Here is a 21,710-nt window from a genome sequence, read left to right as displayed (position 1 = left end):
CCGCACTTTTGCCAGCACTTAATTAGGTAAGATTGTTTATGTTATTATATAGCGCAAATATAAACGCCACAGTAATTATACATAGTAAAACTTTTTCGTTTGTTTTAAGTTGTAGAGTTTTACCTTGATGTTGGTACCTTGAATATAAATAAATAACGATGCCTGGTACATAAAGTAAGACAGATAGTAATAAGTAGTTTAAGCCTGCGGCATAAAGAATCCATAAACCATAAATAGATGCTATCAGACCTGTTAACTTGATGTGCCAAGCACTATTTTGTTGAATAGATAATTTAAGTAAATAAGCACCAATTAATAAATAGGGTACTAGAATCATAGAGGTTGAGATCAATAACAGCGCATTGTAGCTTTTCCCGGTCATTAGTACTAATATTAAGCAAAATTGTACAACGATATTAGTAAACCAAAGTGAATTGATTGGAGTCTCATTTTGATTCACTTTATTGAGGATTTTAGGAAATGCGCCATTTTTTGCGCCACGATAAGGGACTTCGGCTGAATACATTGTCCAACTAATGTATGAGGCGAGTACGGAGACAATTAAACAAGCGGTTATAATAATTTTGCCACTACTGCCAATCATACTTTCTAGCAACCCTGCCATAGAAGGATTCGGCATATTGGCAATTGTTTCACGAGGTAGGATCCCGAGCGATAAAACTGTAATTGCAACATATAAAATTAAGGCAATCACAATACCTAATACGGTAGCTAGTCCGACATCACTGCGTTTTTTAGCATGTGCTGAAAGGACAGCAGCACCTTCAACACCAACAAACACCCATAATGTAATTAACATCGTATTTTTAACTTGATCGGAAATATTATTCTTTAGTTCAACGGCTTTAATATCATAATTAAAGGTTTGTGGTGAAAAATACCAAGCAGCTAAGAGAATAAATAAGATTAATGGGAAAGCTTTCACAAAAGTGGCGAGTAGATTAAGAAAAGCGGCTTCTTTGACGCCTCTTGTGATCAACCAGTGAACTAACCAAACAACAATGGAAGCACCCAAAAAAGCAAAAAGCGTATTGCCTTGCCCAAATAGTACATGATCTGCGCTATCAGTGAATAAACCTAATCCTTCAAAGGCAACAACTAAATATCCTACACTCCCGATTGTCGCGCACAACCAGTATCCCCATGCAGAGAGAAATCCCACTAAATCGCCAAAGCCTTCACGTGCGTAAGTATAAATTCCACCATCAAGTTCAGGTTTCAAGCGAGATATATAGAAAAAAGATAAGCCAAGAAAGATGATACCAATACCAGTGATAATCCAGCCAATAATTAATGCTTCAGCACCAGCGACCTCAGCCATATTTTGAGGCAGACTGAAGATTCCTGAACCGATCATTGAACTGAGTACTAATGCAGTCAGGGATAATAATCCAATTTTTTTATTCGACATCTTGTCTTCTCTTATTTTTTTATGATGAATGTCAATGAAAAAGCACCGCACTTATATAATTAAAGTGCGGTGCTCTTTTAATCAATTTTAGACATTGAAGCGGAAGTGCATCACATCGCCGTCTTGTACTATATAGTCTTTTCCTTCTAAGCGCCATTTGCCTGCCTCTTTGGCGCCAGATTCGCCTTTATATTGGATGAAGTCATCATATGAAATGACTTCAGCACGAATAAAGCCTTTTTCAAAATCCGTATGAATCACTGCAGCTGATTTTGGTGCTGTCGCACCAATAGGAATGGTCCAAGCGCGTACTTCTTTAACACCCGCAGTAAAGTAAGTTTGCAAGTTGAGTAATTTATAGCCTGCACGAATAACACGATTTAGACCAGGTTCTTCGATACCTAGATCTTGGAGAAAATCAATTTTTTCATCATCGTCTAATTCTGCAATTTCAGATTCAATTGCAGCACACACAGGTACAACTACTGCACCTTCTTTTTCTGCAATTTCACGTACACGATCCAAATAAGGATTATTTTCAAAACCATCTTCATTGACATTCGCAATATACATTGTTGGTTTTAATGTTAAGAAGTTATAGCCTTTGATCGCATGTAACTCATCTTTATCCAAAGCAATTGAACGAATCATTCCTGCATTTTCAAGGACAGGTAAGATTTTTTCCATGATAGAGAGTTCAAACTTAGCCTCTTTATCACCGCCTTTAGCACGTTTTTGTAAACGTTGTATGGCTCGCTCACAGCTATCTAAATCTGCTAATGCTAATTCTGTGTTAATCGTATCAATATCTTCGGCAGGATCAATTTTACCTGCAACATGTACGATATCGTCATTTTCAAAACAACGAACAACATGTCCAATAGCATCTGTTTCACGAATATTAGCTAAAAATTTATTCCCTAATCCTTCACCTTTACTTGCCCCCGCAACTAGTCCTGCAATATCAACAAACTCCATTGTTGTTGGGAGGACACGTTCTGGATTAACGATAGCCGCAAGTGCATCTAGACGAGAATCGGGCATTGGTACTACGCCAGTATTAGGTTCAATCGTACAAAATGGGTAATTTGCTGCTTCAATACCCGCTTTAGTTAATGCATTAAATAATGTCGATTTTCCGACGTTAGGTAAACCAACAATGCCACATTTAAATCCCATATTCTTTCCTTAATACGTTGTGATCTTTAAAAAATAATTATGCTTTAAAACTGTTTAATCTGTTTGTCGCTTTAGTGATCCCTTCTTTGATTAAAACTTCAATACAGGCGGTGGCTTCATCTAATGCTTTATCAATCAACTGCCAGTCAGTTGGTGAAGGTTTGCTTAATACATAAGCAGATACTAAATTTTTATCACCGGGATGACCAATACCAACACGTAAACGGTAGAAATTTTTATTATTTGCTAATTGTGCAATTGTATCGCGTAAGCCATTATGACCACCATGTCCCCCACCTTGTTTAATTTTTACAACACCTGGTGGTAAATCTAATTCATCATGAATGACTAAAATTTCTTCAGGTTTAATACGATAGAAGTTAGCCAGTGCACTCACGGCTTTTCCACTTAAGTTCATAAATGTGGTCGGGACTAAAAAACGTATTTCATGGCCATGAATGATAGCACGCGCAGTTTTACCAAAATACTTATTTTCGAGAACTAAATTAATATTATAGCGACGTGCTAAACGTGCAATTAACCATTCACCCGCATTGTGGCGAGTATCCGTATATTTATCGCCTGGATTACCCAATCCCACAATTAATTTGATTTCAGACATTCTCTCTCTTCCACAACTCAAAAATAGTGGCGTATTGTAGCGGAAAACGACTTTTTACTCAATGTTGTGCTCTTGTGATCTGTTGAGTTAACCAAGGAATAGCCTTTTCCAATGGGAAATTTTGCGTATTTCCAGAAGTCGTGTTCTCGCTATGAGCACTAATGACTTTAAGGTGTGGAATATCAGAAGGAATTAGAGGCTCCCAAGTGCCTAAATTAGGTTGGCTGTTAGCAAAAAAACTGAGTAATGGCTTTTGGAAAGCACAAGCTAAATGTAATGATCCACCATCTACTGCAACAACAAGATCAGCACTTTCAACGAGTGCTAAATATTCGTCCAAACTGGTTTTAGGTGAGCATTTAATCTCCAATGTTGGACATAATTGTATAAGCTGCGCACAATAATTTTGAGCAGTTGGCGTGTAGCCGACGAGACATTCTACTTTTTGATTGAGTTCGCCGACTAAACTGGCATTGAGTAATGTCGCGAGTTCAGATTCAGGAATTTGTCGTTTGCTACCTTGAGGGCAGAGGAGTAAGCGAAACTTATTGTTTTGCCAAAAGTTTTCGACTTTTTGGCGATTTTCTTTTGTTGTATTTAGTACGCTTTCTGGTTCTGGCAACACAAAATGTTCAGCAAACACAGATTGCATTAAATAATGACTTAAACGCGCATTATCTTTTTGAGGACAATGAATATCATAGCTTTTAATTGTCTCAAAATTGTAATACTTCTTATTATATTTGCGGAAAATAACAATCCATTTGGGCATCAAAATCCGATCCATGAAGAGAGAAGAAGAATTAAAGTTGTTTTCAAAATCGAGTAGAAGATCCCATTTTTTACTGTGTTTGATATAACTAAAAAGATTACGCTCCACAAATTCATCAACCAGCCCTGAAGCTTGGTAAATTGCTTTATTAGCACCGTGCACAACAACGCCTAGTTTTGCTTGGGGAAAGAGGGCTTTTAGTTGTTTGAGGTGAGCAGTATGGACAGCAGCATCACCGATCGCAAAACCTAACGGTCGAAGAAGGATCGATTTAACTTGATTGAATTGAATTGGGGATGGCTGTTTTTGTCGATTTTCTAATAATAAAATAAATAGTTGTTTAAAGTTCATTGTCGTTGTCCCAATTCTTTGCTTATTTAGAGCACACTTTTCCGTTATAATACACAAAATTTTTTTGAAAAATAAGTAGTAATAAGATGCCAATAATTAATCAAAGTGCATTAGTTGCTTATAGTGCACAGCAGATGTATCAATTAGTCAATAATTATGAACAGTATCCTGATTTTGTACCAGGTTGTGTAGCGGGACGCACTTTAACTGATCAAACAAATCAAGTTACAGCAGAATTAGTCATTGCAAAAGCAGGGATCCGTCAACGTTTTACAACCCAAAATACAATGTTGGAAAATCGTTCAATTAAAATGCAATTAGTGGAAGGTCCTTTTAAATTTTTACAAGGAGAATGGACTTTTGACCAATTAGATGAACACAGTTGTAAAATCGCATTAAAATTAGAATTTGAATTTTCTAATCCACTTATTGCTATGGCATTTGGGCAGATTTTTACTCATTTAACAACCAGAATGATTCACGCCTTTAAACAGAGAGCAAAAGAGGTATACGGTGGCGCAAATTAATATTGAAGTTGTTTATGCCTATCCTAATAGACATTATTTAAAGAAACTCAGTGTAGAAGAAGGTACAATGATTCAAACTGCTATTTTGCAGTCAGGTATTTTGCAACAATTTACTGAAATTGATTTACGAGAAAATAAAGTAGGTATTTTTAGCCGTCCCGCAAAACTCACAGATTTGTTAAAAGAAGGCGATCGCGTTGAGATCTATCGTCCATTATTGGCTGATCCAAAGGAAATTCGTCGTAAACGTGCTGAGCAACAAGCTGCTCAACAGAAAGAAAAAAAATAGGATGACATATGAAATTTTGTTTACCAGAAAATATAACCTCGGCGATCTTTTTACGTGATTATTGGCAAAAAAAACCGCTATTAATTCGTAATGGCTTACCACAAATAGTCAATATGTTTCAGCCAGAAGATATTATTGAGTTAGCACAACAAGAAGATGTCACAGCGCGTCTAATTAAACAGTTTTCAGATAATGATTGGCAAGTAAAGTGTAGTCCATTGAATACTAACGATTTTAAAGGTTTGCCTGAGAAGTGGTCTGTTTTAGTTCAAAATCTAGAGCAATGGTCAACTGAATTGGGAGAGCTTTGGGGGGCATTTGGGTTTATTCCACAGTGGCAACGCGATGATATTATGGTGTCTTATGCACCTAAAGGTGGCTCTGTTGGTAAGCATTATGACGAATATGATGTGTTTTTAGTCCAAGGCTATGGTCATCGTCGTTGGCAATTAGGTAAATGGTGTGATCCAAGCACAGAATTTAAAGCAAATCAGCCGATCCGTATTTTTGACGATATGGGAGAGCTAATTTTAGATGAGGTTTTAGCTCCAGGCGATGTTCTTTATGTGCCCTCTCGTTTATCACATTATGGTGTTGCGGAAAACGATTGTTTAACTTTCTCTTTTGGTTTACGTTACCCTAATATGGCTGATTTATTAGAAAATGTGAACAAAGTGATTTGTCAAGCACTACCTGATATAGCTACAACTGAGCTACATATTCCACTGCGTCTTACTCCAGCTGAACAGGAAACAGGTAAACTAGATTCTGTAATGGTCAGAACAATGAAACAGCAATTTTTGGATCAATTAGCGGAATCAGAACAATTTGAGCATTTATTTGAACATGCTGTAGCGACAACTGTGAGTAGTAGACGTTATGATTTATTGGAAACTGAGGAATATTGTGATTTAGACGAAGTACGGTCGCTTTTAGAAGAGAATAGTACAATTGTACAAGATAATAATTGTAAGTTAGTTTATCTTGAGAACCCATTACGCCTTTATGCAAACGGTGAATGGCTAGATGAGTTAAATGAAATAGAAGCACAAGTCCTAAAACAACTTGCTGATGGTAAGCGAGTGGATTTTGCGTATTTAACAAGCTTGTGCTCACAGACTGAAGAGCCAGAAACAGCATTAGACTTGTTCATTGACTCGTTATGTAACTGGATTGATGATGGTTGGGTATTGCTTGAGTCATTGTAGTGATTTTATCTGTTACTGTTATAAACGAAGCAATTAATGTACTAAATTAAGGTATTTCTAATAATGTCTGATCAAATTTATTCTGTTTCTCAATTGAATCAATCTGTACGTTTAATGCTAGAAAATCAACTAGGACAAGTTTGGTTAACGGGTGAAATTTCTAATTTTAGTCAGCCAGTATCAGGGCATTGGTATTTAACTTTAAAAGATGAACATGCTCAGATACGCGCAGCAATGTTCCGTATGAAAAACTTACGTGTTAGTTTTCGTCCGCAAAATGGTATGCAAGTATTAGTTCGTGCAAGTGTCAGTTTATATGAGGCGCGAGGTGATTATCAGATTATTATTGAAAGCATGCATCCTGCGGGCGAGGGTCTATTACAGCAGCAGTTTGAAACGTTAAAAATGAAGTTAGCTGCAGAAGGGCTGTTTGCACAAAATCTTAAGAAAAATCTACCGCCCTTTAGTAAAGCTGTTGGTATTGTGACATCTAAAACGGGGGCAGCATTACAAGATATTTTGCACATATTGCGACGGCGAGATCCTAGCTTGAAAATCGTGATTTATCCTACTGCTGTACAGGGTAAAGATGCTGCTATTGAAATTGTACAAATGATTGAGCTGGCAAACCAGCGCCGAGAAGTGGATGTATTAATTGTCGGTCGAGGAGGTGGCTCGTTAGAGGATCTCTGGTGTTTCAATGAAGAGCTTGTAGCACGCGCAATTTTTAATTCAGTGATTCCAATTATTAGTGCGGTTGGACATGAGACAGATGTGACGATCGCGGATTTTGTGGCTGATTTACGCGCTCCTACTCCTTCAGCAGCAGCGGAATTAGTCAGTCGTGATCAGCAAGAATTATTACAACAACTGGTTTATAAAAAACAGCGTTTAGAAATAGCACTAGATCGCGTCTTTAGTGAGAAAAGTCAAGCTTTGCAATATGTTCGGCTTCGTTTACAACGTCAACATCCACATGTGCAGTTAAGAATGCAGCAGCAAAGAATGCAACAGCTGTTCCATCGTTTGCAGTTAAGTACACAAGCACAAATAGATAAACGTCAGGATAAATTGAGTATCTTGTCGAAGCGAATACAAAATAATCTATTGCCTTTACGTGTACAGAAGCAACAACAATATGTTTATCAAGTAGAGACAAGACTGAATATCGCATTGAATCGTCTATTTACACAAAAACAACACCAATTGGCCCATGCTTGTGGTAAGTTAGATGGGCTAAGCCCATTAAAAGTCTTAGCTCGAGGGTATTCGATCGCAGAAAATTCTTTAGGTCAAGCTGTGACAAATATTCAACAGGTTCGTGTTGGAGAACGTTTAAAAACAACCTTACTGCAAGGTCGTATTATTAGTGAGATTGTGGAAGTGAACAAGCGTTAAAAAAGGAACAAAACTGTTCCTTTTTTGTTTGTTTAGCTCTTCTTGTGTTTGGTGAGTGATTTATGCTGAATTTGAACATTTTTTCCTTTAGCTTGGAAATATTGTCCAAGTTGTTCCGTGATATACACTGAGCGATGTTTTCCACCAGTACAACCGATGGCAATAGTTAAATAACTGCGATTATTTTGCTCTAACATCGGCAGCCAAGTTTCAATGTAGTTACGCGTAAGATAAATAAAGTGATTAACTTCATTATGTTTATTTAAAAATTCTGCAACAGCATCATCTAAGCCAGTTAACGGGCGTAATTCAGGATTCCAATGTGGATTTGGTAAAAAACGGACATCAAATACATAGTCTGCATCTAGTGGTAAACCATATTTAAAGCCAAAAGATTGGAAAATAATTTTTAAGTCTTTATCTGATGTACCACGCAGAAAATTACGTAAACGTTCAGCTAACTCATGAGTAGAAAGACGCGTTGTATCAATAATTAAATTAGCACATTGAATAAGAGGATCTAAGTGGTTTTGTTCCTCGTCAATCGCAGCTTCTAATGATAAATCTTGAACAGATAATGGATGTAAACGGCGTGAGTCACTATAACGGCGAATTAAAGTGCTGCGATCAGTATCTAAGAAAATAATTTTAATTTGATGTTGTTCTTGTACTTTATTCAGTAATAGTTCAAGTGTTTTTGATGAATAGGGTAAATTACGAATATCTAAGCTGATTGCAACAGATTTATGATTTACTGATAAAATATCCGCTAGTTTAGGGAGCAAATCTAGAGGTAAATTATCAACGCAATAATAACCAATATCTTCTAAAGCACGGAGAGCAACAGATTTCCCTGCACCTGAACGGCCACTTATAATAATAATTTCCATAAGCTTACCTGTTACTAGTTAATTAAACGGATGTAGTATTATATTCGACAGCTTCGTCATTATCTTGATGTTCATCTTGCTGTGAGTTAAGCTGATCTATATTTTCAAAAATATGCCAAATTTCATCAACACTTTGTGCTGATCTTAATCGTTTGCAAAGTGTTTTATCAGATAACTTTTCTGCAATTTCAGGCAGTACAGAAATATATTGCTCACACATTTTTTCTGGTATTAAAAGAGCAAGAATTAAATCGACTTCACGGTGATCAGCTGATTCATATTCAATCGGTGAGTCTAAATGAATGAAAACGGCAAGGGGCTGTTTACCTTCAGGAATTCGTGCTTTTGGCATGGCAATTCCATTACCTAATCCAGAGTTGCCAATTTTCTCTCTGCTTAACAAACATTCAAAACAAAATTGTTCTGCATTTTCAAATTGAACTTGCTCTGCAATGACTTGAGTAATAATTTCAAATAAGCGTTTCTTGCTAGTACAAATTAACCCTTGACGAATATGTTCAGGTTTCAGTAATTCGGTAAATTTAATCATAACTACAGTCTAAATTCTTCGCCTAAATATACACGTTTCACTTGTTCGTTGTTTAGAATTTCTTCAGGTGTACCCGTTGCAATCATTTTGCCTGCACTAACAATGTATGCTCTTTCGCATACGTCAAGCGTTTCTCTAACATTATGATCAGTAATCAGCACACCTAAACCACGGTCACGTAGATCCATAATTATTTTTTTTATATCAATTACTGAAATGGGGTCTACTCCCGCAAACGGCTCATCAAGTAAAATAAATTTAGGATTTGCAGCCAAAGCACGAGCAATTTCGACACGGCGACGTTCCCCACCAGAGAGTGATTGTCCTAAGTTATTACGGATATGACCAATATTAAATTCGTCAATAAGTTCATCAGCTCTTGCTCGACGTTGTTCATGGGTAAGATCTTTACGGATTTCAAGCACTGCCATTAAATTATCGTAGACACTTAGACGTCGAAAAATAGAAGCTTCTTGTGGAAGATAGCCAATACCTATTTGGGCACGGTTGTGCATAGGTAATAAACTAATATCTTCATCATCAATACGAATTTTACCTTGATCATGATTGACGAGCCCAACAACCATATAAAATGTAGTTGTTTTTCCCGCACCATTTGGACCAAGTAATCCAACAATTTCATTTGCATGTACAGTTAAACTTACATCTGAAACAACTTGACGGCTTTTATAGCTTTTAGCTAAATTCTCAGCATAAAGGATAGACATGGCAAACCTTATTTCTTATTTTTATCATTTAATTGTGTTGGAATTAAAATAGTTCTGACACGAGCATGACCAGTACTATTTGCTTTTAATTGTTGTTTATTTACATCATAAGTAATCATATCGCTATGGATTTTACTATCCAATTGTTTCAATTGTGCATTACCAGTTAAGGTCAAAAACTCATGACTTAGATCGTAGTGGACTTTATTGGCTTGCGCTTCAACGGGTTTCCCATCATCAAGTTTTTGAAAAAATGTAACAGGATTCCCGAATGCCTCAATCGTGTCTTTTTTGCCTGAATTATCAGCTGGGCGTTTAATAATAACTTTATTTGCCTTAATTAAAATAGAGCCTTGGGTAATGACGACATTGTCAGTAAATGTCACAATACTATTATCCATATCTAAAGATTGATTATCAGATACGATATTAATCGGCTGCTGTGAGTCATTTTTAAGCGCAAAAGCAGGTAATGTCACAGTGAGTAATGTGGCTAAAAAGATGAGTTTATTGCTTGTTGATTTCATAGTATGTATTTACCTGCTCTTTTAATGTCGCAATTTGTTGATGCAAATTGCCACTTAATTTTAAACCTGTTGAGTGGAAGTTTTGTCCATAAATCTTCACTGTTGTATCTGATGTAATGTCTTGTGTTGATAAATTAACAACGGCACTTTCTGTTTCAACACGTTGTAAACGAGAATGGGTAAAAAGACTTTCTGCAATGACATTCCCTTCTAAATACAGCATATTGTTTTTAGTTAAAACGGCTTTGTTAGCACTCAATTTCCAACTTTCTTTATCGTTGCCAGAATCAGTATTTAATGTATCAATATCAAATAAATAAACCATAGGCATTTGAAAATGTGTTTTACCCGATGTTGTAAAATGTGAGATTGATTCAGCGGAAGCAAAATATTGTTTTTTTCCAGTTGGAGAAAATACAGTTGTTCTCATTTTTTGACCTGTATATTCTGGGCTATCTGGCTTTTTTATTAGTGTACTAAGATTGTCTTCACTTTGATTAAGTGAATAAAACCAAGCAAGTAATACAAGCGCAATAGCAGATAAAACAATATTCCAACGAATATTCATAAAACGTATTTTAAATTTAGCTAGGGTTAATCATTAACCTCTAATCATAGCATAATTTTTATAAAACAAATCAATGTTGGGTTTGTTTTCAAAAAAATTTTATCTTAATGAACGTTTTCATATATAAATAGTCGAAAGAGCGTATATTTTGCATCGACGAAAATTTGACATTCAAGGGGAATTGGTAGAATATCCCCCTTTAATTTTGACGTATTCTAGTTAGTAAAGAGATTTTATGAATAATCCCTTAATCGAAGTGAAAAATCTCACTTTTAGACGAGGCGAGCGCACAATTTATGACAATTTGAATTTGCAGTTTGAAAAAGGAAAAATTACTGCAATTATGGGGCCTTCTGGGATAGGTAAAACAACATTACTGAAGTTAGTTGGTGGTCAGCTACAGCCAGAGAAAGGTGAGATTTGGTTTGATGGACAAAATATCTGTCAGCTTTCTAATTCAGAACTATATCAAGTTCGCCAAAAAATGGGGATGCTATTTCAGTCAGGAGCACTATTTACTGATATTTCTACTTTTGATAATGTCGCATTCCCCATTCGTGAACATACACATCTTCCTGAGTCATTGATTCGTAAGATTGTTTTGATGAAGCTTGAGGCTGTAGGCTTGCGTGGCGCAGCAGATTTAATGCCTTCCGAGTTATCAGGTGGGATGGCAAGACGTGCAGCTTTAGCGAGAGCAATTGCACTTGATCCAGAACTCATTATGTTTGATGAGCCCTTTGCTGGCCAAGATCCGATTAGTATGGGCGTCATTTTAAGTTTAATTAAACGATTAAATGAAGCATTACAACTTACTTCTATTGTTGTGTCTCATGATGTGCAAGAAGTATTAAGTATTGCTGATTATGCTTATATTATTGCTGATAAGCGTGTGATTGCAGAAGGGACCTCAACTCAATTGCTACAAAGTAAAGATCCCCAAGTTCGCCAATTTTTAGATGGAGAGGCGGATGGACCTGTTCGTTTTCATTTTCCTGCGCAAGACTATGTGGAGGAACTATTTAAATGATCAAATTTATTTCTCATTTTGGGCACAACGCAATTAGTGCTTGCCGTGCAGCTGGGCGGGCAGGGTTTATGTTGTGGGGGGCACTAGTCGGCAAGCCACAAGTCAGAAAGCATTTCCCTTTATTAGTGAAACAACTGCATGTGCTTGGCGTCCAGTCTTTACTTATTATCATGCTATCAGGTTTATTTATTGGTATGGTATTGGGTCTACAAGGTTATGTTGTCTTAGTGGATTTTTCCGCAGAAACGAGTTTAGGGCAACTTGTCGCGCTTTCGCTATTACGTGAATTAGGTCCCGTTGTGACCGCACTTTTATTTGCAGGAAGAGCAGGATCTGCTTTAACTGCTGAAATTGGTTTGATGAAAGCAACAGAACAATTATCCAGTTTAGAAATGATGGCAGTTGATCCTCTTCGTCGTGTTATTGCACCGCGCTTTTGGGCTGGTGTGATAGCAATGCCAATTCTTGCTGTAATTTTTACTGCAATTGGTATTTGGGGAGGCTCATTAGTTGGCGTAGACTGGAAAGGTGTTGATGCAGGTAGTTTTTGGTCTGTTATGCAAAACGCAGTGACTTGGGAAAATGATTTATTAAATGGTTTTATTAAAAGTGTTTGTTTTGCTATAGCTGTTGTTTGGATTGCATTATTTAATGGCTATGATTGTATTCCAACTTCAGAAGGAATTAGTAAAGCCACAACTAGAACGGTTGTACATGCTTCATTAGTCGTATTGGGTTTAGATTTTGTATTAACGGCATTAATGTTTGGTGCGAGTTAATTATTGCTTGATTTAATTAGTTGGATATAAAGGAAATAGTATGCGACAAACGCGGATATATGAATTTTGGGTTGGTTTATTTTTATTATTAGGTATTGCTGCATTAGTCTTTTTAGGCTTAAAGGTGGCGAATATACAAGGATTTAGTGAAACTAAATCTTATAAAATTCATGCAACTTTTGATAATATTGGTGGACTAAAAGTCCGTGCTCCACTGAAAGTGGGCGGGGTTGTTATTGGTCGTGTGACTGATATTACTTTAGATGAGAAAAGTTATTTACCCATTGTAACAATTGCAATTGATGAACGTTATAATGAAATTCCAGAAACAAGTTCTTTATCAATTAAAACATCAGGCTTATTAGGTGAGCAATATATTGCATTAAGTGTTGGTTTTGATGATGGTGAAGTTGCGATGTGGAAAGAGGGTGAGCGAGTTGTAGATACAAAATCTGCATTAGTGTTAGAGGACTTAGTTGGACAATTCTTATATGGTGATCGTAATAAAAACGATACGAGTACTAACCCAGAAGTAAGTGAGCAATAGTGCTGAATTTTAAATTTGTTAAGAAGTTAAATAGGAGAATACTATGTCAACAGTATTAAAAAGTATGATGGCAAAAATGGTGGTAATTATAACTGCACTTTTTTCTCTCCAAGTATTTGCAGCAGATACGCCTTATGATTTAACTGTAGAAGTATCAGATAAATTATTTAAAAACATTACAGCTAATCAAGCTAAAATTAAACAAGACCCTAATTATTTGAGAACAATTGTGCGTACTGAACTGATGCCTTATGTTCATGTTAAATATGCGGGCTCAAAAGTGCTAGGTAAAAATTTTAAAGCGACTACACCAGAGCAAAGGGAAAAGTTCTTTGTTGCCTTTGAACAATATATTGAACAGACTTATGCACAAGTATTAACCTTGTATTCTGACCAAAAATTACAAATTGAAAAGCCAAAAACAGAATCAGCAGATAAAACAGCCAGTATTCGTGTCAAAGTGATTCAAAGTGGTAATCAGGCACCCGTTAATTTAACTTTTTATTGGTACAAAAATAGCAAATCTGGTAAATGGCAAGTATTTGATATGAGTGCTGAAGGTGTCAGTATGGTTGAAACGAAAGAAAAAGAATGGGCACCAACAATTGCAAAAAGCGGTTTAGATGCACTAACTGACCAAGTTGAAAAAGCAGCTAAAGTACCAGTGACATTAAGTAAATAAGTAAATGAAAGCACTAAAAAGTTTAACTTGGGCAATAAACAAAAATGATGATAAAATAGCTTTCCAATTAATTGGGGAGTTATCTCGTGACACGTTGCTGCCTTTATGGGAGCAACGTGCTTCTTTTTTATCAGCAGAAAAACTCAGCATGTCATATATCTATTGGGATCTGTCTCAGGTGAATAGAATTGATTCTGCTGGCTTTGCATTGTTGTGTGATTTTTTGCAATATTGCCAAACGACGGTAAAACGGGAGCAACGTATTATTTTGAAAAATGTGCCAAGCCAATTTTTTACTCTGGCAGATTTATTTGGGCTATCCGCTTGGATAGCAACATTTGTTCAATCCGACGGAAAATAGTTAATGGAAACGCAAGAAATAGAACGAATTTTAAAAGAAGCATTAAACTTAGATGAAGTATATGTACAAGGTGAGAATGCTCATTATGGCGTGATAGCTGTGAGTGATGAGTTTGCAGGTTTATCTAGAGTGAAGCAACAGCAACTGATTTACGCACCATTAATGGAATATATTTCAAGTAATGCAATTCATGCATTAACAATTAAAACCTATACTGTTGAAAAATGGAAGCGTGATCGCTTATTTAATCAACTTTCTTAAAGTAAGTTGTGGGACATTCTTATGCAAAAATTTCGTGTTTACGGGCAATCTCGTTTAAAAGGATCGGTTAATATTTCTGGTGCAAAAAATGCAGCGTTACCGATTTTATTTGCCGCTATTTTGTCGGAAGAGCCAGTTACATTAACTAATGTACCAGAGTTAAAAGATATTGAAACAACATTAAAAATTTTACGTAAATTAGGTGTTGTTGTTGAACGTGATGAACATGGTGCGGTGCATTTAGATGCATCAAAAATCGATCATTTTATTGCGCCATATGAGCTCGTTAAAACGATGCGAGCCTCTATTTGGGCATTAGCGCCATTAGTTGCGCGTTTTAATCAAGGACAAGTGTCATTACCAGGAGGATGTTCAATTGGTGCTCGTCCCGTTGATTTACATATTAGTGGATTAGAGCGTTTAGGTGCGCGAATTGCATTAGAAGATGGTTATGTTAAAGCATTTGTAGATCATCGTTTGGTTGGTACGCGTATTGTTGTAGAAAAAGTGAGTGTCGGTGCCACTTTGTCTATTATGATGGCTGCAACCTTAGCTAAAGGTAAAACAACGATTGAAAACGCTGCCCGTGAACCTGAGATTACTGATACAGCCATATTTTTAAATAAAATGGGCGCGAAAATTTCAGGTGCTGGGACAGATACGATTATCGTCGAAGGTGTTGATCATTTAACTGGCTGTGAACATAGTATCGTGCCAGATCGTATTGAAACAGGAACCTTCCTTGTTGCCGCAGCAATTTCTGGCGGTCGCATTGAATGCCATAATACGAAAGCAGATACACTTGATGCTGTAATTGATAAATTACGTGAAGCAGGAGCACAAGTTGATGTGACAGAAAACAGTATTACTTTAGATATGCTAGGTAATCGTCCTCGTGCAGTCAATATTCGTACTGCACCATATCCTGGTTTTCCAACAGATATGCAAGCACAATTTACTTTGCTAAATATGGTTGCTTCTGGTACGAGTATTATCACTGAAACTATTTTTGAAAATCGTTTTATGCATATTCCTGAGTTAATCCGTATGGGTGGAAAAGCTGAAATCGAAGGAAATACTGCAATTTGCCATGGCGTTGATCATCTTTCTGGTGCGGAAGTGATGGCAACAGATTTACGTGCATCAATTAGTCTTGTATTGGCAGGTTGCATAGCAACAGGTGAAACTATTGTCGATCGTATTTATCATATTGACCGTGGTTATGAACGTATTGAAGAAAAGTTACGTGGTCTAGGTGCAAGAATTGAACGCTTTTCCAGTGAGAACGAAGAATGCTAACTTGATTTATTGTGATAAAAAAGGGAAACAATTGTTTCCCTTTTTTATCTCTATTAGTTTACTATTCCGATAATACTGCGAGTTGCTTCTTTCACATCTGTTAATTTTACTTGAATTATATCACCAAGTTTATAAATAAGTTCGCCGTTGATATAAAAAGCAATATCATCAGTGTTTGCTTGTATTTCATCTTTGTTATTATGTAAGGTTGATGCTGGAACAAAGACTGAAGCACCGTTTTCAAGAAGCTGTACACGTAAACCAGCCCGAGTGATGTCCTGTACTTCAGCATTAAAAATAACGTTTTCTTCTACTTTTTCAGCTAAATAACGACAGTATAGCCAGTCTGCAATATCGCGTTCGACGAGTCTATTTTGGCGGCGAGCTTCTTGTAGGCGGGTTAATATATCCTCTTGTGGCTTTTCACAAGATTGATTAGTTAACGTTGCTTTAATGAGGCGATGGTTAATAATATCTGAGTACTTACGGATGGGTGATGTCCAAGTGGCATAGCCAGATAGACCTAAGCCAAAGTGCGGTGCGAGTTCAGATTTAAATTCAGCAAAAGTAAGGAAACGACGTAAACGGAATTCAACATAATCGTTGTTTATTTTTTCAAGATCATGACGCATTTGGCGATAACCAGTTAATGTTGATAAGGTATCCACTGAATAACGTTGACTTAATTCAGCTAGGTTTTCTTCATTAGTGAGATGAGTTAATAAAAATTGGCTGGCAGACACTAACCATTTTTTATCAAATCCGCTATGAGTATTAAAAATACCTCCTTGGGCTTGCTCATCTAAATAATGTGCAGCACAAATATTTGCTACGATCATCGCCTCTTCTACAATTTGATTTGCCGTACGACGGTATTCAGCCTTTATGTCTTTTACTTTACCATCTTCACTGAGGATGAATGAATAATCAGGTTTTTCTTTAAATAATAAAGAGTGCTTTTTGCGCCACTCAATACGCGCTTGCGTAAATTGGAAAAGCCAATGAATTTGTTGGGCTGTTTCTGTATTTTCTGGTTGCCATGCATTTAGCTTTTGTTCTAGGTAGTCAGAGACTAAATTATAAGCTAGTTTAGCTTTAGATTGTACATAGGCAGATACAAAGCGAGGGTTACCTACAATGTTTCCTGCTAAATCTGTGTCAATATAGCAAACAAGTGCAGGGCGAATTTCGTCTTTTACTAAAGAACAGAGTTCATCAGACAGTTCACGTGGTAACATTGGGATGTTAAAACCAGGTAGATAATTAGTAAAACAACGTTGTTTTGCATCTTTATCAATTTGTGAGTCTTGTGGAATATAGGCAGTTGGATCGGCGATAGCAACAACTAATCTCCAACCAGTTTGAACTTCACTAGTTAAAATAGGTTCGATATAGAGTGCATCATCCATATCTTTTGTGCTTTCTGAATCAATAGTCACAAAATAAAGTGCGGTTAGATCTTCACGAGTTTGCTGATCTAACATTTCGTAATGCGCTAAACCCTTTACTGGATAACGTGATTGTTGATGGCGTGCTAGAGTGACCCACCAAGGGGCAAATTCATCATCACTTTTACAGATAAACTCATTAATTTGAGCAAAAAAGAAACGATTATCCCGTAATGGATGGTTCTTAAGATGGGCAACGACCCAATCTCCTTCTTGTAATTCTTCTTGTACTAATTTAGTTGGGCTTGCAGCAATCGGGTGATTTATTTGTGGATGATCGACTAGGATTTGTAATTTTTGATCTTTATTAAAATGAACACGCCCAACAAAGCGAGTTAACATAGGTTCGAGTAATTGGTCTGGTTCAGCTTGTTCTTTATCACCAATTACTTCAATTAACGCCTTAATTTTGTCACCATGCATGACTTTTTTCATTGCGGCTGGTGGGATGAAATAGCTTTTTTTATCACACTCAAGAAAACCAAATGCTTTATCAGAACCTTTAACTATACCTTCAACTTGTAGTTTACTGTCTCGGATTTGTTGTTTTAATTGGGAAAGGAGGGGATTATTTTGGAACATTCAGAAATATCCATTAAACGTCAAAAAAAGCGGACAAGACTGTCCGCTTAGAAATAATAATAAAAACTTATTCAAGTTCACCCATAGCTACAATACTGAAGCCTGCATCAACGTGTAATACTTCACCTGTGACACCTGCGGCTAGATCTGAACATAAGAATGCAGCCGAGTTGCCCACGTCTTCAATTGTTACTGTTCGACGTAAAGGGGCTGTTTGTTCAAAATTGGCTAGCATTTTTTTGAAATTTTTAATGCCAGATGCAGCAAGTGTACGGATTGGGCCTGCTGAAATTGCATTAACACGAATACCTTCTTTTCCTAAAGAGGCTGCCATAAAACGAGTATTAGCTTCCAATGAGGCTTTTGCTAGACCCATCACATTGTAGTTTGGAATTGCGCGTTCTGCACCTAGGTATGAAAGGGTTAATAGTGCTGAGTTTGGATTTAACATACTGCGAGCTGCTTTTGCCATTGCAACGAAACTATAAGAACTCACATCATGGGCGATACGGAAACCCTCACGATTAACTGAATCAACATAATCACCATCTAATTGGTCTGCTGGTGCGAATGCAATTGAATGTACGAATCCATCAAATTTATCCCAGTGTTTTGCTAACTCTGTAAAACATTGCTCAATACTTTCATCTGTACCTACGTCACAAGGGATAACAATCTCTGAGCCTAATTCTTTTGCAAATTCTTCTACACGACCTTTTAATTTATCATTTTGATAAGTAAAAGCGAGTTCTGCACCTTCACGTTTCATCGCTTGTGCAATGCCGTAAGCGATAGAGCGATTACTTGCAACACCTGCAATTAAAATACGTTTATTTGTTAAAAAGCCCATAATCAATACCTTTTCATATGTTAAAAAATTGTGGTTAGTATAAGGGAAAATAGGGATAAATACAAAGCTGACTTCCTTTAAGCTGGATTATCAATGTCTTTAAACTCAACCGTTAATCCATAATTTTCTGCAATCCATTCCCCTAAAGCTTGGATGCCATAGCGTTCAGTGGCATGATGACCAGCAGAGAAAAAATGAATGCCTTGCTCACGAGCTGAATGAATCGTTTGTTCAGAAACTTCACCAGTAATAAAAGCATCAACCCCTTGATTAGCTGCTAAATCAATATAGCTTTGACCTCCACCAGTACAGATCCCAACAGTATGAATTAAGTGCGGTGCGTTTTCGCTACAAACAAGTGGCTTGCGATGAAGAGTTTGTTCAATACGCATTGCAAATTCTTCACTTGTTAATGGTGTGGTTAATGTACCATAAACAGGGATGCTCATAGAGCCTTGTTCTAACGGCTGTAAGTTTTTAATACCTAATAGGCTAGCAAGACGGGTATTATTGCCCAATTCTGAGTGAATATCTAAAGGCAAATGGTAGCTATATAAATTGATATCATTCATTAATAACGTTTTAATGCGTTTGTTTTTCATACCGCGAATACAGGGATTTTCATTTTTCCAAAAATAGCCATGATGGACTAAAATCGCATCAGCTTGCTGAGATACGGCATAATCGATTAGCGCTTGACTGGCTGTGACACCTGTGATGATCTTATTTACATCTTTTTTTCCTTCTATCTGTAGGCCATTAGGGGCGTAGTCCGAAATGCTTTGGCTATTTAATTTTTGATTTAAAATGTGTTCAAGTTCAATATGATTCATGCCTGTTAATTATCCTATAGTGATAAAAGAATGAGGCAATGGTAAAGGATTTGATCTGGAATAAGAAGAAAAAAATGGCTAATGTGAAAATCTTTTTCAAGATTATGGGGGAGTGTTCACATTAGCCGAGCCGTTTTACTGCTTAAATAAAAACAAATTCATTATATATTTTATTATACAATGATCAAGTGATATGTAAGAAAAAATGAAAAAGGTGATAAATAACCTTTTATTCAATTCCTACTAATTTGTGTACTTGTATGCTCAATTGCCATTTCGGCTTATTAACTCGTTGGTTTAAAATTCCTAATTGTGTAATAGTGTCGAGCAAATTCATTTCACTATTTACTTCACAAGGCGATAGATAATAACGCTCAGCTTTGATTTGTTGCTCGATTTGCTGACAAAAATCTAATACATTTTCATCTGCAACAATGCGCACTTCATGGGCAAACGGAATGCATTGTTGCTGATATTTATACTGATATAACCGCTTTGGACTTGTAGCAATATAGTCAATTTGCCTAGGGATTGTTTTTAAACCATTTGTTTCAATTGCGAGAAAATAACCATTGGCTTTTAAATGATCGAGTAATACATCAAGTTTAGGTACAATAGTCGGCTCACCACCTGTGATAATGATATTTTTACTAGAAAATGACCGCACTTTATTGAGAATCTGTGAAAGTGTCCAAGTACTATACTGATTATAATGAGTATCACACCACGGGCAGGCTAAATTACATTTTCCAAAGCGTATAAATATACTTGGCATCCCTGTATTAAAGCCTTCTCCTTGTAAACTTTCAAATATTTCAACAATGTTATATTTCTGTTGTAAAACACGTTGACCTTGCATTATGTTTCTTACTCCTCGTATTCACAAAATGAAGTTGGTGTTTCCCAAAGACGAATCGCAGAAATAGGCAAATGTGCTTCATATTTTAAACAGTTGAAAATAAAACGAGCCATTTCCTCGGCAGTAGTACGAGTGGTTAAAGCAAAGGTTTTAGAATCTAAAGATTGTAGTAAAGCAGCAACTTTTGTTTCTTTTTCACTATGAGAATCATAAATAAAAGCATGATCCATTGGATCTAAAATATGTTGTTTGACAATAGATTTTAAATCTGAAAAATCAATTACCATACCTCTTTTGGGACCACTTTGATGTAAATCACCACAAAGTTCTACTTGTAACTTATAAGTATGCCCATGTAAATTTTTACATTTCCCATCATGACCATCAAGCATATGTGCCATGTCAAAGCTAAACTCTTTTACAATTTTAAACACAATTTAGACCGCACTTTTCATTGATAGATATTCTTGTAGACCTTTTTCACGTAATATACAGCTTGGACATTCACCACAGCCTTGTTCAACACCGATGTAACAAGTATGCGTATGTTGGCGAATATAATCCAATGCACCAAGCTCATCGGCTAATTGCCATGTTTGTGTTTTAGTCAAATACATTAAAGGTGTTTTAAGATTAAATTGATAATCCATCGCAAGATTGAGTGTGACATTCATTGACTTAATGAAAATATCTCGACAATCGGGATAGCCACTAAAATCGGTTTCACAGACACCAGTGATAATGTCTTGAATTCCTTGCCCTTTCGCATAGATGGCTGCATAAAGCAGAAATAATGCATTACGACCATCCACAAACGTATTCGGCGTATGACCTTGTTGCTCAATTTTTGCGTTGTCGTCCATTAAGGCATTTTGCGTGATGGCTTTGATGACAGAGGTGTCAATTAGGGTCTGTTTAATACCAAGATCTTGTGCAATCCATTGTGCTTTTTCTAGCTCAATAGTGTGGCGTTGTCCATATTGGAAGGTGATAGTCTCCACATTTTCGACACCATATTCTTGAATGGCTTGAATCAGACAGGTGGTGGAGTCTTGTCCACCTGAAAAGATAACAACTGCTTTGCGGTTGTTATTTGGATTTGTAATATTCATATTGTTTTCCTAGTTTTGTTTCGAAC

The 21,710-nt window shown here is 36.5% G+C and carries 26 protein-coding genes; 11 read left to right on the top strand and 15 right to left on the bottom strand.

All coding sequences use genetic code 11. The annotated features are described in order from the left end of the window. Positions 1 to 22 precede the first annotated feature (22 nt). From DYE19_RS06125 to DYE19_RS06110, 4 genes are all read right to left on the bottom strand, one after another. On the bottom strand, positions 23 to 1,432 hold the full coding sequence (locus DYE19_RS06125; RefSeq protein WP_115322977.1) for a basic amino acid/polyamine antiporter: 1,410 nt from the start codon (positions 1,430 to 1,432) through the stop codon (positions 23 to 25). Between the two features lie 87 nt (positions 1,433 to 1,519). Then, positions 1,520 to 2,611 (bottom strand): redox-regulated ATPase YchF, encoded by a 1,092-nt coding sequence (ychF, locus tag DYE19_RS06120; RefSeq protein ID WP_115322976.1) that lies wholly within the window; start codon positions 2,609 to 2,611, stop codon positions 1,520 to 1,522. Between the two features lie 37 nt (positions 2,612 to 2,648). Further along, positions 2,649 to 3,233 (bottom strand): aminoacyl-tRNA hydrolase, encoded by a 585-nt coding sequence (gene pth, locus DYE19_RS06115; RefSeq protein WP_049216131.1) that lies wholly within the window; start codon positions 3,231 to 3,233, stop codon positions 2,649 to 2,651. A gap of 58 nt (positions 3,234 to 3,291) precedes the next feature. Next, positions 3,292 to 4,356, bottom strand: a complete 1,065-nt coding sequence (locus DYE19_RS06110; RefSeq protein ID WP_115322975.1) for a glycosyltransferase family 9 protein — start codon at positions 4,354 to 4,356, stop codon at positions 3,292 to 3,294. Between the two features lie 86 nt (positions 4,357 to 4,442). Between DYE19_RS06110 and DYE19_RS06105 the strand changes: the two genes are divergently transcribed. The 4 genes from DYE19_RS06105 to xseA all read left to right on the top strand — a co-directional run bounded on the left by DYE19_RS06105 (position 4,443) and on the right by xseA (position 7,778). Next, entirely contained in the window at positions 4,443 to 4,883 is a 441-nt protein-coding gene (locus DYE19_RS06105; protein ID WP_115322974.1) for a type II toxin-antitoxin system RatA family toxin, read from the top strand. Next, positions 4,870 to 5,172 carry an RnfH family protein gene (locus tag DYE19_RS06100; protein ID WP_049216124.1) on the top strand — a complete coding sequence of 101 codons (303 nt, stop codon included), beginning with the start codon at positions 4,870 to 4,872 and terminating at the stop codon, positions 5,170 to 5,172. Before DYE19_RS06105 ends, DYE19_RS06100 begins: the two co-directional genes overlap by 14 nt. An 8-nt stretch (positions 5,173 to 5,180) precedes the next feature. Beyond that, positions 5,181 to 6,380 (top strand): ribosomal protein uL16 3-hydroxylase, encoded by a 1,200-nt coding sequence (locus DYE19_RS06095; protein WP_115322973.1) that lies wholly within the window; start codon positions 5,181 to 5,183, stop codon positions 6,378 to 6,380. Positions 6,381 to 6,443: 63 nt separating this feature from the next. Beyond that, on the top strand, positions 6,444 to 7,778 hold the full coding sequence (gene xseA / locus DYE19_RS06090) for an exodeoxyribonuclease VII large subunit (protein WP_115322972.1): 1,335 nt from the start codon (positions 6,444 to 6,446) through the stop codon (positions 7,776 to 7,778). A gap of 32 nt (positions 7,779 to 7,810) precedes the next feature. Here xseA and rapZ read toward each other — a convergent pair whose 3' ends face one another. The 5 genes from rapZ to lptC are packed head-to-tail and all read right to left on the bottom strand — an operon-like array spanning position 7,811 to position 11,041. Continuing rightward, positions 7,811 to 8,668: an RNase adapter RapZ gene (rapZ, locus tag DYE19_RS06085; RefSeq protein ID WP_049216119.1), complete on the bottom strand. Its 858-nt coding sequence runs from the start codon at positions 8,666 to 8,668 to the stop codon at positions 7,811 to 7,813. A gap of 22 nt (positions 8,669 to 8,690) precedes the next feature. Then, entirely contained in the window at positions 8,691 to 9,218 is a 528-nt protein-coding gene (ptsN, locus tag DYE19_RS06080; RefSeq protein WP_049216117.1) for a PTS IIA-like nitrogen regulatory protein PtsN, read from the bottom strand. 2 nt (positions 9,219 to 9,220) lie between these two features. Beyond that, entirely contained in the window at positions 9,221 to 9,946 is a 726-nt protein-coding gene (gene lptB / locus DYE19_RS06075) for an LPS export ABC transporter ATP-binding protein (protein WP_115322971.1), read from the bottom strand. 8 nt (positions 9,947 to 9,954) lie between these two features. After that, positions 9,955 to 10,473 carry a lipopolysaccharide transport periplasmic protein LptA gene (gene lptA / locus DYE19_RS06070; protein ID WP_049216113.1) on the bottom strand — a complete coding sequence of 173 codons (519 nt, stop codon included), beginning with the start codon at positions 10,471 to 10,473 and terminating at the stop codon, positions 9,955 to 9,957. Then, positions 10,454 to 11,041 (bottom strand): LPS export ABC transporter periplasmic protein LptC, encoded by a 588-nt coding sequence (gene lptC, locus DYE19_RS06065; RefSeq protein WP_049216111.1) that lies wholly within the window; start codon positions 11,039 to 11,041, stop codon positions 10,454 to 10,456. Before lptC ends, lptA begins: the two co-directional genes overlap by 20 nt. Positions 11,042 to 11,276: 235 nt before the next feature. Here lptC and mlaF point away from each other — a divergent pair, with 235 nt between their 5' ends. The 7 genes from mlaF to murA are packed head-to-tail and all read left to right on the top strand — an operon-like array spanning position 11,277 to position 16,000. Further along, complete coding sequence (mlaF, locus tag DYE19_RS06060; protein WP_115322970.1) at positions 11,277 to 12,071, top strand: phospholipid ABC transporter ATP-binding protein MlaF; 795 nt, start codon at positions 11,277 to 11,279, stop codon at positions 12,069 to 12,071. Further along, the gene (gene mlaE, locus DYE19_RS06055; RefSeq protein ID WP_115322969.1) at positions 12,068 to 12,850 is read left to right on the top strand and encodes a lipid asymmetry maintenance ABC transporter permease subunit MlaE; all 783 of its coding nucleotides are present in this window, start codon (positions 12,068 to 12,070) and stop codon (positions 12,848 to 12,850) included. The genes mlaF and mlaE overlap by 4 nt, the downstream gene beginning before the upstream one ends. Positions 12,851 to 12,890: 40 nt before the next feature. Further along, a complete protein-coding gene (gene mlaD, locus DYE19_RS06050; RefSeq protein ID WP_049216105.1) occupies positions 12,891 to 13,397 on the top strand; it encodes an outer membrane lipid asymmetry maintenance protein MlaD in 507 nt (168 codons plus the stop codon). A gap of 43 nt (positions 13,398 to 13,440) precedes the next feature. After that, positions 13,441 to 14,079, top strand: coding sequence for a phospholipid-binding protein MlaC (mlaC, locus tag DYE19_RS06045; RefSeq protein ID WP_115322968.1), 639 nt, complete (start codon positions 13,441 to 13,443; stop codon positions 14,077 to 14,079). Between the two features lie 4 nt (positions 14,080 to 14,083). Beyond that, positions 14,084 to 14,440, top strand: a complete 357-nt coding sequence (locus DYE19_RS06040) for an STAS domain-containing protein (RefSeq protein WP_049216102.1) — start codon at positions 14,084 to 14,086, stop codon at positions 14,438 to 14,440. A gap of 3 nt (positions 14,441 to 14,443) precedes the next feature. Continuing rightward, the gene (locus DYE19_RS06035) at positions 14,444 to 14,701 is read left to right on the top strand and encodes a BolA family protein (protein WP_115322967.1); all 258 of its coding nucleotides are present in this window, start codon (positions 14,444 to 14,446) and stop codon (positions 14,699 to 14,701) included. Between the two features lie 21 nt (positions 14,702 to 14,722). Then, positions 14,723 to 16,000, top strand: coding sequence for a UDP-N-acetylglucosamine 1-carboxyvinyltransferase (murA, locus tag DYE19_RS06030; protein WP_115322966.1), 1,278 nt, complete (start codon positions 14,723 to 14,725; stop codon positions 15,998 to 16,000). 53 nt (positions 16,001 to 16,053) lie between these two features. Here the strand turns inward: murA and rnb are convergent, their stop codons facing one another. The 6 genes from rnb to queC all read right to left on the bottom strand — a co-directional run bounded on the left by rnb (position 16,054) and on the right by queC (position 21,684). Next, complete coding sequence (gene rnb, locus DYE19_RS06025) at positions 16,054 to 18,030, bottom strand: exoribonuclease II (RefSeq protein ID WP_115322965.1); 1,977 nt, start codon at positions 18,028 to 18,030, stop codon at positions 16,054 to 16,056. Positions 18,031 to 18,097: 67 nt separating this feature from the next. Next, a complete protein-coding gene (gene fabI, locus DYE19_RS06020; RefSeq protein ID WP_049216094.1) occupies positions 18,098 to 18,880 on the bottom strand; it encodes an enoyl-ACP reductase FabI in 783 nt (260 codons plus the stop codon). A 77-nt stretch (positions 18,881 to 18,957) separates the two neighbouring features. Then, on the bottom strand, positions 18,958 to 19,713 hold the full coding sequence (locus tag DYE19_RS06015; RefSeq protein ID WP_115322964.1) for a Nif3-like dinuclear metal center hexameric protein: 756 nt from the start codon (positions 19,711 to 19,713) through the stop codon (positions 18,958 to 18,960). A gap of 229 nt (positions 19,714 to 19,942) precedes the next feature. Then, complete coding sequence (locus DYE19_RS06010) at positions 19,943 to 20,572, bottom strand: 7-carboxy-7-deazaguanine synthase QueE (protein WP_115322963.1); 630 nt, start codon at positions 20,570 to 20,572, stop codon at positions 19,943 to 19,945. Positions 20,573 to 20,580: 8 nt separating this feature from the next. Continuing rightward, positions 20,581 to 21,006, bottom strand: coding sequence for a 6-carboxytetrahydropterin synthase QueD (gene queD, locus DYE19_RS06005; RefSeq protein WP_115322962.1), 426 nt, complete (start codon positions 21,004 to 21,006; stop codon positions 20,581 to 20,583). A gap of 3 nt (positions 21,007 to 21,009) precedes the next feature. Continuing rightward, positions 21,010 to 21,684: a 7-cyano-7-deazaguanine synthase QueC gene (queC, locus tag DYE19_RS06000; protein WP_115322961.1), complete on the bottom strand. Its 675-nt coding sequence runs from the start codon at positions 21,682 to 21,684 to the stop codon at positions 21,010 to 21,012. Positions 21,685 to 21,710: the final 26 nt, after the last annotated feature.

This window comes from Pasteurella canis, assembly GCF_900454865.1.
Classification (GTDB): Bacteria; Pseudomonadota; Gammaproteobacteria; order Enterobacterales; family Pasteurellaceae; genus Pasteurella; species Pasteurella canis.
This window is presented reverse-complemented; position numbering and strand designations above follow the sequence as displayed.

Coding starts and splice junctions, on each gene's coding strand:
- rapZ (WP_049216119.1), bottom strand. CDS start 8,668: ATGGAAATTATTATTATAAGTGGCCGTTCAGGTGCAGGGAAATCTGTT.
- DYE19_RS06125 (WP_115322977.1), bottom strand. CDS start 1,432: ATGTCGAATAAAAAAATTGGATTATTATCCCTGACTGCATTAGTACTC.
- DYE19_RS06035 (WP_115322967.1), top strand. CDS start 14,444: ATGGAAACGCAAGAAATAGAACGAATTTTAAAAGAAGCATTAAACTTA.
- DYE19_RS06040 (WP_049216102.1), top strand. CDS start 14,084: ATGAAAGCACTAAAAAGTTTAACTTGGGCAATAAACAAAAATGATGAT.
- mlaD (WP_049216105.1), top strand. CDS start 12,891: ATGCGACAAACGCGGATATATGAATTTTGGGTTGGTTTATTTTTATTA.
- pth (WP_049216131.1), bottom strand. CDS start 3,233: ATGTCTGAAATCAAATTAATTGTGGGATTGGGTAATCCAGGCGATAAA.
- DYE19_RS06110 (WP_115322975.1), bottom strand. CDS start 4,356: ATGAACTTTAAACAACTATTTATTTTATTATTAGAAAATCGACAAAAA.
- ptsN (WP_049216117.1), bottom strand. CDS start 9,218: ATGATTAAATTTACCGAATTACTGAAACCTGAACATATTCGTCAAGGG.
- xseA (WP_115322972.1), top strand. CDS start 6,444: ATGTCTGATCAAATTTATTCTGTTTCTCAATTGAATCAATCTGTACGT.
- queC (WP_115322961.1), bottom strand. CDS start 21,684: ATGAATATTACAAATCCAAATAACAACCGCAAAGCAGTTGTTATCTTT.
- lptA (WP_049216113.1), bottom strand. CDS start 10,473: ATGAAATCAACAAGCAATAAACTCATCTTTTTAGCCACATTACTCACT.
- DYE19_RS06095 (WP_115322973.1), top strand. CDS start 5,181: ATGAAATTTTGTTTACCAGAAAATATAACCTCGGCGATCTTTTTACGT.
- mlaC (WP_115322968.1), top strand. CDS start 13,441: ATGTCAACAGTATTAAAAAGTATGATGGCAAAAATGGTGGTAATTATA.
- DYE19_RS06010 (WP_115322963.1), bottom strand. CDS start 20,572: ATGCAAGGTCAACGTGTTTTACAACAGAAATATAACATTGTTGAAATA.
- rnb (WP_115322965.1), bottom strand. CDS start 18,030: ATGTTCCAAAATAATCCCCTCCTTTCCCAATTAAAACAACAAATCCGA.
- lptB (WP_115322971.1), bottom strand. CDS start 9,946: ATGTCTATCCTTTATGCTGAGAATTTAGCTAAAAGCTATAAAAGCCGT.
- murA (WP_115322966.1), top strand. CDS start 14,723: ATGCAAAAATTTCGTGTTTACGGGCAATCTCGTTTAAAAGGATCGGTT.
- mlaF (WP_115322970.1), top strand. CDS start 11,277: ATGAATAATCCCTTAATCGAAGTGAAAAATCTCACTTTTAGACGAGGC.
- fabI (WP_049216094.1), bottom strand. CDS start 18,880: ATGGGCTTTTTAACAAATAAACGTATTTTAATTGCAGGTGTTGCAAGT.
- DYE19_RS06015 (WP_115322964.1), bottom strand. CDS start 19,713: ATGAATCATATTGAACTTGAACACATTTTAAATCAAAAATTAAATAGC.
- mlaE (WP_115322969.1), top strand. CDS start 12,068: ATGATCAAATTTATTTCTCATTTTGGGCACAACGCAATTAGTGCTTGC.
- DYE19_RS06105 (WP_115322974.1), top strand. CDS start 4,443: ATGCCAATAATTAATCAAAGTGCATTAGTTGCTTATAGTGCACAGCAG.
- ychF (WP_115322976.1), bottom strand. CDS start 2,611: ATGGGATTTAAATGTGGCATTGTTGGTTTACCTAACGTCGGAAAATCG.
- lptC (WP_049216111.1), bottom strand. CDS start 11,041: ATGAATATTCGTTGGAATATTGTTTTATCTGCTATTGCGCTTGTATTA.